Below are 11,910 nucleotides of genomic sequence, written 5' to 3'. Positions count from 1 at the left end.
CGGTCATTGCCGCGCAACAAAGAGACGAGAAGCATGCAACGACTCAGTGGGTTAGACGCGTTCTTTTTGAACCTGGAATCGCCGACGCAGCCATTGAACATTTGCTGCGTCATGGAAGTGGACCCCGCGACGATGCCGGGCGGCTACGCCTTCGATCGCTTCCATGAGGCGTTGTCGGCGCGGGTGGACGCCGTGCCCGAATTCCGCCTCAAGCTGGCCGACAACCAATTGAACTTCGACCATCCGGTGTGGGTGGACGACGATCGTTTCGATGTGGCTCGCCACCTTCACCGCGTCGCCCTGCCCTCGCCCGGAGGGCCGAAAGAATTAGCGGACATCTGCGGCCATGTCGCGGCACTTGCGCTCGATCGGGATCGCCCGCTGTGGGAAATGTGGGTGGTCGAAGGCCTGCACGGCACCGACGCACTGTCCGTCGTCCTCAAGGTCCACCACGCGGTGGTCGACGGCGTGGGCGGAGCCAACCTGCTCGCACAGTTGTGCAGCGCCGTGCCGGATGCCGCGCCACCGAAACCGGCCGAACGCACTGGCGCGGCGAATCCGCTGCAGATCGCCGCCAGCGGGCTGATCGGGGCGGCATTGCGGCCCTGGCGCCTGGCCAAAGTCGTGCCGTCAACGGCGCTGACCCTGGCGCAAACGGTGCTGCGTGCCCGCGGCGGTAGCCAGACGATGGCGGCTCCATTCGCGGCACCCCCGACGGCGTTCAACGGCTCGTTCACCCGCCGCCGCAACGTCGCCCTGACCAGCGTCGACCTCGAGGACGTGAAAACCGTCAAACGCCGGTTCGGGGTGACCGTCAACGACGTTGTGACGGCGGTGTGTGCGGGGGCGCTGCGGCAGTATCTCCAGGACCGCGACGCGCTGTCGGACCTCCCCCTGGTCGCCAGCGTGCCAGTGTCCGTCCGCGATCAATCGACTCGGGCGGGGCGCAACCAGATGACCTGGATGCTCTGCCGGCTCGAAACTCACATCGACGACCCCGCGGAACGGCTGGCCAGCATCGCCGCCGGAAACGCCGCGGCCAAGGACCACTCCGCGGCGATGGGCCCGACCCTGCTACACGACTGGACACAGGTGGCCGGACAGACCATGTTCGGCGCGGTCAGGAAACTGCTGCCACGCATCCCCCTGCCCGACAAGCCGCCACACAATCTGGTGATGTCCAACGTGGCCGGTCCACCAGAGCAGCTCTACTTCCTGGGGTGCCGACTCGACGCGATGTATCCGCTCGGCCCGATCATTGCCGGCGCGGCGCTCAACATCACCGTGATGTCGCTCAACGGCCGACTCGGCGTCGGCATCATCTCCTGCCCCGACCTCGTTCCCGACCTGTGGGACCTCGCCGACGCGTTCCCCGCCGCGCTCAAAGAGCTGTTGAATTGCGGCGAGCCCGCCCACGGTCCACTCTGAGCCGCCCGGTCAGCGGAACCCTGTCCACCCTCGCCGCCGCGGCATGGCAGGGTGACATCCGTGGCAGACACTTCTGAACCGACGACCAGCACAGCACAAGATCTGCGTGAAATCAGCACTGAAAAGGGCGCTTTGCGCTACTACGACAGCGGCGGCTCGGAGTCCGGTCCGGTACTACTGTTCCTGCATGGTTCCGGTCCCGGTGTCACGGGCTGGCGTAACTTTCGCGGCGTGCTGCCCGCCTTCGCCGCCCACTATCGGTGCCTGGTCCTGGAATTCCCCGGTTTCGGCGTCAGCGACGACTTCGGCGGCCATCCGATGGTTACCGCGTTCGGCACGGTGACGCCCTTCCTGAACGCGCTCGGCGTCGACAAGGTGCACATCGTCGGCAACTCGATGGGCGGCGGCGTCGGGATCAACTTCGCAACCCACAATCCGGAGCGCGTCGATCGGTTGGTGACCATCGGCGGCATCGGCACCAACATCTTCAGTCCCAGTCCCAGCGAAGGCATTCGGCTGCTACAGGAGTTTGTCGAGGACCCCACGCGGCAACGCCTGGTCGACTGGCTCAAGTCGATGGTCTACGACCAGGCGCTGGTCACCGAACAGCTGATCGAGGAACGGTGGCAGCTGGCCACCGACCCGGAAACCCTGGCCGCGGCGCGGCGTATGTACGGCAAGGCCGCGTTCGCCGGCATGAACGCCGCGCTCAACGCCTCCGACCGCCCACTGCCGTGGGCGACCATGCACAAGCTCACCGCCCCCACCCTGCTGACGTGGGGCCGCGACGACAGGGTGAGCCCGCCGGACATGGCGCTGATCCCGATGCGCACCATCCCCAACGCGGAGCTGCACGTCTTCCCCAATTCGGGGCACTGGGCGATGATCGAGGCCAAGGACGCGTTCGAAAGCACCGTGCTGGCCTTCCTTTCGCGCAGCTAGCTGGCGGCGATCGTGAGCGCGGCGCTCATCGCTGCGTGGCCCCGGCGTCGACGGGCAGGACGATCGCGGTGATGTAGCGCGCCTCGTCGGAGGCCAGGAACAGGGCGGCGTTGGCCACGTCCACCGCGTCCACCCACGGCACCGCAAGCATATTCATCGAACGTGCGGCCTCGGCGAATTCCGCGCGGGTGGGCGGGCGGTCCAAGTCGGGCCGGAACGCCATGCTGACAACGTCGTTGTGAATCATGGGCGTGTCGACGTTGGTCGGGCTGATGCAATTGACCCGAACATTGTGTGGTGCAAGCTCATTGGCCAGGCTGCGCATCAAGCCGATCATGCCGTGCTTGGCGGCCGTGTAATGCGCGACGCCGACCAGCCCACGCAGCCCCGCGATGGAACTCGTCAGGATCATCGAACCCGCCCCGCGCGCGATCAGGTGCGGCGCAGTGGCGCGGCAGGTATGCCACACCCCGGTGAGATTGACGTCAAGCATGGTGCGCCAGGCGTTTTCGTCCAGGTCGACCGTCATGCCACGCGATGTGATTCCCGCGGTCGCGCAGACCACGTCCAGGCCACCGAACCGCTGGACACCACGATCGGTGGCAGCCTGCACACCGGAGAGGTCACGCACGTCGACGATTTCGGTGTGGACCCGCCCGCCCGCCTCGCTCACCAGCGACGCGGTGGTGTCGAGGTCGGCCGGGGTGCTGTGCGGGATGACCACCGTGTCGACCGGGCCGCACACGTCCAGCGCCACGATGTCGGCGCCCTCCTGCGCGAACCGCACCGCCTGCGCGCGACCGATCCCCCGCGCCGCACCCGTGATCAGGGCGACCTTGTTGTGGAGCCGTCCGGTCATGTCGTCTTCTGCGTCAGGCCGGCGTCGACGACGAGCTGGGTGCCGGTGATGTAGCGGGCCGCATCCGAGGCCAAGAACAGCACGGCGTTGGCGATGTCGACGGGCTCGACCCACGGCACCGGGAGCAGGTTACGTGCCTGCAGCACCTCGGCCGCATCGGCCGCGGTCGGGTTGTCCAGGTCCGGTCGCAGGCGCCGAAACGTGGCCTCGTTCAAGACCATTGGAGTGGCTACCGGGCCGGGGTGCACGGTGTTGACCCGGATGCCGCGCGGCCCTAGCTCGTTGGCCAGAGTGCGCGCCAGTCCCACCACCGCATGCTTGCTGGCGGTGTAGTGCGCAGTGTTGGGCAGGCCGCGAAGCCCGCTGGTGGAGCTGATGATGACCACCGAGCCACCGCGGTCACCGATGTGCGGCACGCTCGCCCGGATCGTATGCCAGACGCCGGTGAGGTTGATGTCGAGCGTGCGCTGCCACACGTGGGGGTCGAGTTCCCAGGACGGCGCGCCGGGGAGGTGGACTCCGGCGTTGGCCACGACGACGTCGAGCCGGCCCAACTCGGCCACGCCGGCGTCGATGGCGGCCGTCACCGCCGCGAGAATCCTGACGTCGGCCAGGCCGGTCGCACACCGTCGACCGCGGTCCTCGACTTCCCTTGCGGTGTCGCTCAACTCGCCGGCCGTGCTTTCTGCGTCGAGTGCTATCACGTCGGCGCCCTCGTCCGCGAAACGCGCACAGTGCACCCGCCCGGTGCCTTTGGCGGCGCCGGTGACCACGACAACCTTGTTCAGCAATCCCGTCATCGTTCGATCAAATCGAAGCCGCGGTAGCCGGCGTCGGCGACCTCGGCGCAAACATCGTTGTACGTGGCGAAGCCGCCGGTGAACAGCATGAAGCCGCGTGGTTTGCCCGGCACGTTCGCGCCCATGTACCAGGAGTTCGCCTTGGTGAACAGCGTCGCCTCTGCCCGGCGGGCGCATTCGGCGCCCCAGCCGTCCACGCTGTCCACGCTGGCCTCCAGCCCGGCGTAACCGCGCTGGTCGAGGTGGGCGATGGCGTCGGCGATCCAGTTCACCTGGGCCTCGGCGTGCAGCACCATGTTCGCCAGGACGGCGGGCGCCCCCGGGCCCGAGATCAAGAACAGGTTGGGGAAGCCGTCCACCCCCAGGCCCAGATACGTGCGGGGCCCGTGCGCCCAGTCGTCACGCAGCGCGGTGCCGCGGCGCCCGATGATATCGATCTTGTCCAGCGCACCGGTCATCGCGTCGAAACCCGTTGCCAGCACGATCATGTCGACGTCGTAATGGACTTTGGTTTTATCAATCCCGGTGGTATTGATCCCGGTGTCGTCGACGGATTCGATCGGGGTGGCACGCACGCTGATCAGTGATACGTCTGCGCGGTTGAACGTCTGAAAGTAATTGGTGTCGGTGCAGATTCGCTTGGTGCCGATCGGGTGGTCGGTGGGGATCAGCAGGTCGGCCACGGCCGGATCGTCGATGACGGCCCGGACCTTATCCTCGTAGAACCTGCGGGCCGCCTCGTTGGCCTCCAGATCGGTCATCTGGTCCGGGAACGTCTTGGAGAACAGCACTCCCCCTAGCTGCCAACGCCTTTCAAAGGCCGCGCGACGCTCGTCGGCAGTGAATTGCATCGTGGGCTTTGGGGCGGTGATGTGCGGTGAGCCACCGCCGCTGCGCCACGACAGCGCACGCCGCTGGGCGTAACCGGCCTTGATCTCGTCGAGCTCGTCGGCGGTCAAGGGTTTGTTGCCCGCCGGGACACTGTAATTGGGCGTCCGCTGGAAGACGTACAGGTGGGCGGCGCGCTCGGCGATGACCGGGATCGACTGAATGCCCGAGGATCCGGTGCCGATGACCGCCACCCGCTTGCCGGTGAAGTCGACGGGCTCGTGTGGCCAGTGTGCTGTGTGGTAGATCTCGCCGGAAAAGGTGTCCAGGCCGGCGAAGTCCGGGGTCAGTGCGGCCGACAGCGGGCCGGTCGCCATGAGACAGAAACGCGCCGAAAACTGTTGCCCTGCTTCGGTGGTGACCGTCCAGCGCAGCGTCGCCTCATCGAGTTGGGCCGAGACCACGCGGGTGCGCAATGCGATGTCGCGGCGCAGATCGAGCTTGTCTGCGACCCAGTTCAAATACGTCAGGATCTCGGCCTGGGTGGCATACCGCTCGGTCCAGTCCCACTCCTGTTGTAGTTCATCGGAGAACGAATAGCAGTAGTCGACGCTCTCGACGTCGCAGCGGGCACCCGGATACCGGTTGTGGTACCAGGTGCCGCCCAGCTCGGGCGCCGCTTCCAGCACCCGCACCGAGAGGCCCTGACTACGCAGCTTGTATAAGGCGTACAAGCCGGCGAACCCCGCGCCGACCACTATGACGTCCAGAGACTGTTGGCCGGCATCGTTCACAAGCAGTCACCGTAGGGCCTTGCGCATCGCGGACCGCCGCCCCTCCCGGTCACCGGACGGTTCGCACGAGATTTCCCGGCCACCGGGCGGGTACGCCCACCGCCCGACCCTGATGGCTGACCATCGACGGATGCCGGAAGTCGCACATGTCAGCGTCGAGCTGGACGGCCAGCGGCATCGTTTGCGCTGGCCGCACGGGCAGACCCTGGTCGAGACACTGCTGGACGCGGGAATCGCCGTGCCGCACTCGTGCCGGGAGGGCCGCTGCGGCTCGTGCGTGGCGACCGTGGTCACCGGGCGGGTCGACATGGCCCCGTGCGACGTCTTGGACGCGGCAGATCTCGAGGACGGCCTGATACTGGCCTGCCAGGCGAGGGCGGCCAGCGCCGATGTTCACGTCGAATTTTGATTGCCGGGTGTCCGCTCATCGGGATTTCCTTTGGGACGGCCCGGGACTGCGGTAGACCATTACTAGGCCCACACACGTAAGGACAACGATATGAGCGACCGGGTACTCGACCGGGTAGTGGCCATGGCCGACCAGTTGCGCGACCAAGCCGCGGAAGCCGAAGGCATCGGCCGGCTCACCGACGACACCGTCAAGCTGATGAAGGGTGCCGGCCTGATCCGGCTGCTGCAGACCAAGCAGTACCAGGGCTTCGAGGTCCACCCCCGCGAGTTCGCCGAGACGACGATGGGCACCGCGGCGCTGGATCCGGCGGCCGGCTGGATCGTCGGCGTCGTCGGCGTGCACCCCTACCAGTTGGCTTACGCGGACCCGAAGGTCGCCGCCGAGATCTGGGCCGACGACGTCGACACCTGGATGGCGTCCCCGTATGCGCCGCAGGGTGTGGCCATGCCCGTCGACGGCGGCTACATCTTCAACGGCCGCTGGCAGTTCAGTTCGGGCACCGACCATTGCGACTGGATCATCCTGGGCGCCATGCTCGGCGACGAGAAGGGCATCCCGTTGATGCCGCCGCAGATGCTGCACATGATCCTGCCGCGCAAGGATTACGAGATCGTCGACGACTCGTGGAATGTGGTGGGGCTGCGCGGAACCGGCTCCAAGGACGTGATCGTCAAAGACGCGTTCGTGCCGAGCTACCGGACCATGGATGCCACCAAGGTGATGGACGGTACCGCGCAGCGCGAGGCCGGCATGACCGAGCCGCTGTATCTGATGCCGTGGTCGACGATGTTTCCGCTGGGCATCTCCGCGGCCACCATCGGCATCGCCGAGGGGGCGCTCGCCGCGCATCTGGACTATCAGCGCGAGCGCGTCGGCGCCACCGGGACCGCGATCAAGGACGACCCCTACGTCATGCACGCTATCGGCGAGGCGGCCGCCGACATCAATGCCGCCCGCCAGGAGCTGCTGGCCAACGCCGACCGCATTTACGACATGGTCGCGGCCGGCAAGGAGGTGTCATTCGCCGATCGGGCGGCCGGGCGCCGGACGCAGGTGCGCGCGGTGTGGCGCGCGGTGTCGGCGGTCGACGAGATTTTCGCCCGATCGGGCGGCAACGCGGCGCGAATGGACAAGCCGCTGCAACGGTATTGGCGTGACGTGCACGTCGGACAGATGCATGCCATCCATGTCCCCGGCACCACCTATCACGCGTCGGCGCTGAGTTCCATCGGCATCGACCCGCCCGAGGGTCCGCTGCGGGCCCTGATCTGAGCAGGAGACGCATTAGTGAGCGACCTGAAAAGCCTGGGCTACATCACGATTTCGACCAACGACATCGATCGCTGGCGACAGTTCGCCTTTGGCGTGCTGGGTTTCGCCGAGGGCAAGGGTCCCGACCCGTCGGCCCTGTACCTGCGGATGGACGAGCGGGCGGCCCGGCTCATCGTGGTGCCCGGTGACACCGACCGGGTGCTGACCGTCGGCTGGGAAGTGCGCGATCACCCGGCATTGCAGCGCGTGCAGACCGCCCTCGACGGAGCCGGCGTGGCGTACAAGCAGCTGTCCCCCGACGAGGCCGAGGCTCGCCGCGTCGAAGAGGTGATCACGTTCGAGGATCCCGCCGGCACCACGCTGGAGGTGTTTCACGGCGCGGTGCTCGACCACAGCCCGGTCGTCACGCCGTTCGGCGCGAAGTTCGTCACCGGCGACCAGGGCCTGGGCCACGTGGTGGTGCCGGCCACCGACCCCAACGGGCTGTTCGACTTCTACACCGAGGTGCTGGGCTTCCGCGCCCGCGGCGCGTTCCGGGTGCCGCTGCCGAAAGAGTTCGGCCCGGTGCGGGTTCGATTCCTGGGCATCAACGAGCGACACCACAGCCTGGCGATCGTCCCGGCCGCACACCAGCGTGACCCGCGCCTGGTCCACATCATGGTGGAGGTCGACACCCTGGACGCCGTGGGGCAGGCGCTGGACCGGGTCAACGCCGAGGGATTCCAGCTCTCGTCCACCCTCGGGCGGCACACCAACGACAAGATGGTCTCGTTCTACGTCCGCGCGCCCGGTGACTGGGACATCGAATTCGGCACCGAAGGCATGCGGGTCGACGAAACCTTTTACATTGCAGAGGAAATCACCGCCGACAGTTACTGGGGCCACCAGTGGGTCGGCGAAATGCCCGCGGCCATGCGGCTGTGACGCCCGAATCGGACGTGACGCCGGTCGCGGCGTCGTCGATCACCTCGTGGGATGACGAGGCCGACGTCGTCATCGCCGGCTACGGCATCGCCGGTGCTGCGGCGGCGGTGGAAGCGGCCCGGTCCGGTGCCGACGTTTTAGTGCTGGAGCGCACCGGGTCCTGGGGTGGCGCGGCGTCGATGGCCGGTGGCTTCATCTATCTCGGCGGCGGCACGCCCATCCAAAAGGCCTGCGGCTTCACTGATTCCGTCGACAACATGGCGGCCTTCCTCAACGTCGCGATGGGCCCCGGCGCCGACGAGAACCGGATCGCCGATTACTGCGCCGGCAGCGTCGCCCACTTCGAATGGTTGGTCGGCTGCGGTGTCCCGTTCAAAGCGGAGTTCTTCTCCGAGCCCGGCTGGGAGCCGATGGGCGATCAGGGATTGATGTACAGCGGCGGCGAAAACTCCTTCCCGTTCAACACCATCGCCTCCCCCGCGCCGCGCGGGCACGTCCCGCAGATGCAGAACAAGAAGCAGGGCGAAGCCAGTGCCGGCTACATGCTGATGAAGCCCCTGGTCGAAACCGCGACCGCGGCCGGCGTGCGGGCGCGCTACGACGTGCGGGTGCAGCGACTGATCACCGAATCCGACGGCCGGGTGGTCGGCATCCGCGCCCGCCAGTACGGGATCGAGATGAGCATCCGAGCGCGTACCGGGTTGGTCCTGGCGACCGGCAGCTTCGCCTACAACGACGCGATGGTCGAGCGCTACGCGCCGCGGATCGCCGGCCGGCCCGCCGCCTCGATCGAGCAGCACGACGGCCAGGCGATCCGGATGGCGCAGGCGCTGGGCGCCGACCTGGCCCACATGGACGCCACCGAGGTCGCGATCTTCATCGACCCGCAGCAGCTGGTGCGGGGCATCCTGGTCAACGGCCGCGGTCAGCGCTACGTCGCCGAGGACACCTACCCGGGCCGGATCGGACAGCTCACCCTCTACCAGCAGGACAACGTTGCCTATCTGATCATCGACGGCGATGCGCAGGAGGAGGCGATGGCCTCGTGGTCGCCGAAGTTCATGCTGCGCCCGGCGACCTGGGTGGCCGACACCGTTGCCGACCTGGAACGCGACATGGGCCTGCCGACCGGCTCGCTGCAGGCGACCGTTGCCGCCTACAACGAGGGCGCCGCGCGCGGCGAGGATCCACTGCTGCACAAGAAGCCGGAGTGGATCAAGCCGATCGGCTCCCCCGTCGGCGCCGTCGACCTGCGGGAGAACACCGGCGGGTTCACCCTGGGCGGGCTGGCCAGCACGCTGGACGCCGAGGTGTTGCACGTCAGCGGCGCGCCCATTCCGGGACTCTTCGCCGCCGGCCGGTGCACCGCCGGCCTGGCCGCGTGGGGTTATGCCAGCGGGGTCTCGCTGGGTGACGGCAGCTTCTACGGCCGCCGCGCGGGCCGTTCCGCGGCCAAGGGCTGACTTGTACTGATCCAGTCGATCGCCGTCGCGTCGTGAGTGCGCTGACGGCTTTGGGTGTGCCTCCTGGGCCGGATGCGCGCCCATATTTCACCCTCAGCGCACACTCGGCAGACTCTCATGTCCGTCCTCGAGTTTCGCGTGTCGTGTGACAGCGACCACAGCGGTGTGGTACAAACAGGTATTCCTAATAGGAATATGACAGCCAGATAGCTCTAGCCGGGAGGGCCGGATGCCAAGGACCGCGGAATCAGCCACGCCCACGGCGGTCATCGACCGCATCTCGCTCGTCCTGGACGCATTCGACGGCCCCGGGCGCCTGACGCTGGCTCAGATCGTCCGGCGCACCGGCCTGCCGCGCTCGTCGGCGCACCGGATGCTCGAGCGCTTGGTGCAGTTGCGCTGGCTACGCCGCAGCGGCCGCGACTACGAGCTGGGCATGCGCCTGGTCGAGTTGGGCTCGCTAGCCGTGCATCAGGACCGCCTGGTGCGCGCGGCCCGCCCCCTGCTGGGCGAATTGCACCGCGCCACAGGGCTCGTCGTGCACCTCGCGGTACTGGACGGGCCCGACGTGGTCTACCTCGACAAGGTCGGCGACTCGCCGCTGGCGCCGATACCCACGCGGGTGGGCAGCCGTCAGCCCGCGCACTGCACCGCCGTCGGCAAGGCGATCCTGGCCTACCGAGACGACGATGCCCCGGTGGACCTGCGGGTCCGCAAAACGAAGTACTCGATCGCCACCGGCTCACAGCTGGCCGTCGAGTTGTCCCGGGTGCGCGCGCACGGCGTCGCCTTCGAACGCGAGGAATCGCTGCTCGGATTCGGTTGTGTGGCAGCACCAATCGGTGGGGCCGGCGATGGCCAGGAAGTCATCGCCGCGGTGTCGGTGTGCGGTCCGATGAATCGGATGAAGTTCGACCAGCGATTGATCGCCCCGGTCCGGATGACCGCGATGGGCATTTGGCGGCACACCGAGGGCGGCCCGCAACTCGTCGCACCGACCCTGCAGCCGTTACGTCCGCTGCGGCCCGCGCCGCGGCCCGTGTTGCAGTACGCGTGAACCCGTTCTCGGGTGGGATCGCCGTTATCACGGGCGCCGGCTCGGGCATCGGGGCGGGGTTGGCGCGCTACGCCAGCCGGCTGGGCATGACCGTGGTGCTGGCCGACATCGACACCGACGCCATCGATGCGCTGCGCGGCGAACTCGGCGCGGCCGGGGCTTCGGCCGTCGCCGTGGGGTGCGACGTGCGCGACCCGGATGCCGTTCATGAGCTCGCCGAGCGGACCTACTGCGAAGTCGGTCCGGTGCGGCTGCTGGTAAACAACGCGGGCGTCGAGCAATTTGGCTATCTGTGGGACACGCCGGTGGTGAACTGGCGTCGCGTCGTCGACATCAACATCAGCGGGGTGTTTCACGGGGTGCGCGCGTTCCTTCCCAAGATGATGGCCACCGACGAGCAGGCCTGGGTGTGGAATTTGTCCTCGGTCGGTGGCGTCCTGGCGACGCCGCTGCAGGGGCCCTACATCATGAGCAAGCACGCGGTTCTGGCGTTGGCCGAGTGCCTTTACCTCGATGTCGCGTCGGCCGGGCACGCGCATCACATTCATGTGCAGGCGGTGTTGCCGGGGGCGGTGGTGTCCAACATCTTTGAGTCCGCCGGCGGCGTCGACCCCGCCGAGGGCACCGATATCGCCGTCGCCGAAGCGCAGCGATCCGCGATGCTCGATGTCAAGGCCGCGGCCATGGATCCGCTGGCGGCCGCCGCGACGATCTTCGAGCAGGCCGCCGAGGACCGGTTCTATCTACTCACCGAGGAATCGGTCGGTGCGGCGATGACGGAACGGGCGAATGTGCTTGCCGTGCAACGGTATCCGTCGCCCCGGTGACGTGCAGTAGCATCACTGAATTGCACCCACCCACACCAGGAAGCCCGTCAGACATGTTTGCCCGCCTGCTCGTCACTTCGGGGGCCGCGTCGGTCGCCCTGCTGGCGGCCGCGCCGATCGCCTATGCCGACACCACCGACCAGAAATTTTTGGCAGCCCTGGAGGCGCAGGGCATCATCGACCAAGCCTCGGCCGGACACGCGATCGAAGCCGCTCATTACGTGTGCGCGCGACTCGACACCGGCGAAACGCCCATGGAGGTGATGCAGGAAGTGCTGGCCAGCAGCAGTTTGCCCGAGTTTCA

Annotated in this window: 12 protein-coding genes; 9 read left to right on the top strand and 3 right to left on the bottom strand. The window is 67.5% G+C overall.

Annotation, left to right across the window (positions count from 1 at the left end; translation table 11 throughout):
• Window positions 1-33: 33 nt before the first annotated feature.
• Window positions 34-1,428 carry a WS/DGAT/MGAT family O-acyltransferase gene (locus VFW69_RS16725; RefSeq protein WP_526502619.1) on the top strand — a complete coding sequence of 465 codons (1,395 nt, stop codon included), beginning with the start codon at window positions 34-36 and terminating at the stop codon, window positions 1,426-1,428.
• 51 nt (window positions 1,429-1,479) lie between these two features.
• Entirely contained in the window at window positions 1,480-2,370 is an 891-nt protein-coding gene (locus VFW69_RS16720; protein WP_526502618.1) for an alpha/beta fold hydrolase, read from the top strand.
• A gap of 25 nt (window positions 2,371-2,395) precedes the next feature.
• On the opposite strand, the gene VFW69_RS16715 is transcribed toward VFW69_RS16720, so the two are convergent.
• Genes VFW69_RS16715 through VFW69_RS16705 form a run of 3 tightly spaced genes read right to left on the bottom strand, consistent with a single transcriptional unit; the run spans window position 2,396 to window position 5,651 of the window.
• Window positions 2,396-3,229: a mycofactocin-coupled SDR family oxidoreductase gene (locus VFW69_RS16715; RefSeq protein ID WP_526502617.1), complete on the bottom strand. Its 834-nt coding sequence runs from the start codon at window positions 3,227-3,229 to the stop codon at window positions 2,396-2,398.
• Window positions 3,226-4,029 carry a mycofactocin-coupled SDR family oxidoreductase gene (locus VFW69_RS16710; RefSeq protein ID WP_526502616.1) on the bottom strand — a complete coding sequence of 268 codons (804 nt, stop codon included), beginning with the start codon at window positions 4,027-4,029 and terminating at the stop codon, window positions 3,226-3,228. Before VFW69_RS16710 ends, VFW69_RS16715 begins: the two co-directional genes overlap by 4 nt.
• Entirely contained in the window at window positions 4,026-5,651 is a 1,626-nt protein-coding gene (locus VFW69_RS16705; protein ID WP_526502615.1) for a flavin-containing monooxygenase, read from the bottom strand. Before VFW69_RS16705 ends, VFW69_RS16710 begins: the two co-directional genes overlap by 4 nt.
• 130 nt (window positions 5,652-5,781) lie before the next feature.
• Between VFW69_RS16705 and VFW69_RS16700 the strand changes: the two genes are divergently transcribed.
• From VFW69_RS16700 to VFW69_RS16670, 7 genes are all read left to right on the top strand, one after another.
• Entirely contained in the window at window positions 5,782-6,060 is a 279-nt protein-coding gene (locus tag VFW69_RS16700) for a 2Fe-2S iron-sulfur cluster-binding protein (RefSeq protein WP_526502614.1), read from the top strand.
• A 90-nt stretch (window positions 6,061-6,150) separates the two neighbouring features.
• The gene (locus VFW69_RS16695; protein WP_526502613.1) at window positions 6,151-7,335 is read left to right on the top strand and encodes an acyl-CoA dehydrogenase family protein; all 1,185 of its coding nucleotides are present in this window, start codon (window positions 6,151-6,153) and stop codon (window positions 7,333-7,335) included.
• A gap of 15 nt (window positions 7,336-7,350) precedes the next feature.
• A complete protein-coding gene (gene bphC / locus VFW69_RS16690; protein ID WP_526502612.1) occupies window positions 7,351-8,259 on the top strand; it encodes a biphenyl-2,3-diol 1,2-dioxygenase in 909 nt (302 codons plus the stop codon).
• Window positions 8,256-9,722 (top strand): FAD-dependent oxidoreductase, encoded by a 1,467-nt coding sequence (locus VFW69_RS16685; protein WP_526502611.1) that lies wholly within the window; start codon window positions 8,256-8,258, stop codon window positions 9,720-9,722. The genes bphC and VFW69_RS16685 overlap by 4 nt, the downstream gene beginning before the upstream one ends.
• Before the next feature lie 229 nt (window positions 9,723-9,951).
• Window positions 9,952-10,779: an IclR family transcriptional regulator gene (locus VFW69_RS16680; protein ID WP_526502610.1), complete on the top strand. Its 828-nt coding sequence runs from the start codon at window positions 9,952-9,954 to the stop codon at window positions 10,777-10,779.
• Window positions 10,776-11,606, top strand: a complete 831-nt coding sequence (locus tag VFW69_RS16675; RefSeq protein ID WP_526502609.1) for an SDR family NAD(P)-dependent oxidoreductase — start codon at window positions 10,776-10,778, stop codon at window positions 11,604-11,606. The genes VFW69_RS16680 and VFW69_RS16675 overlap by 4 nt, the downstream gene beginning before the upstream one ends.
• A gap of 53 nt (window positions 11,607-11,659) precedes the next feature.
• The coding region (locus tag VFW69_RS16670; protein WP_526502608.1) for a DUF732 domain-containing protein at window positions 11,660-11,910 on the top strand (251 nt) is incomplete at its 3' end.

Origin of the sequence: Mycobacterium sp. (assembly GCF_036273375.1) — a bacterium.
Taxonomy (GTDB): domain Bacteria; phylum Actinomycetota; class Actinomycetes; order Mycobacteriales; family Mycobacteriaceae; genus Mycobacterium.
Note: the sequence above shows the minus strand (reverse complement) of the source record. Positions and strands in the feature narration are given on the sequence as shown.

Bases quoted from the DNA above. Each gene is read 5' to 3' on its own strand.
- VFW69_RS16680 (WP_526502610.1), top strand. From the start codon at position 9,952: ATGCCAAGGACCGCGGAATCAGCCACGCCCACGGCGGTCATCGACCGC.
- VFW69_RS16695 (WP_526502613.1), top strand. From the start codon at position 6,151: ATGAGCGACCGGGTACTCGACCGGGTAGTGGCCATGGCCGACCAGTTG.
- VFW69_RS16715 (WP_526502617.1), bottom strand. From the start codon at position 3,229: ATGACCGGACGGCTCCACAACAAGGTCGCCCTGATCACGGGTGCGGCG.
- VFW69_RS16725 (WP_526502619.1), top strand. From the start codon at position 34: ATGCAACGACTCAGTGGGTTAGACGCGTTCTTTTTGAACCTGGAATCG.
- VFW69_RS16710 (WP_526502616.1), bottom strand. From the start codon at position 4,029: ATGACGGGATTGCTGAACAAGGTTGTCGTGGTCACCGGCGCCGCCAAA.
- VFW69_RS16700 (WP_526502614.1), top strand. From the start codon at position 5,782: ATGCCGGAAGTCGCACATGTCAGCGTCGAGCTGGACGGCCAGCGGCAT.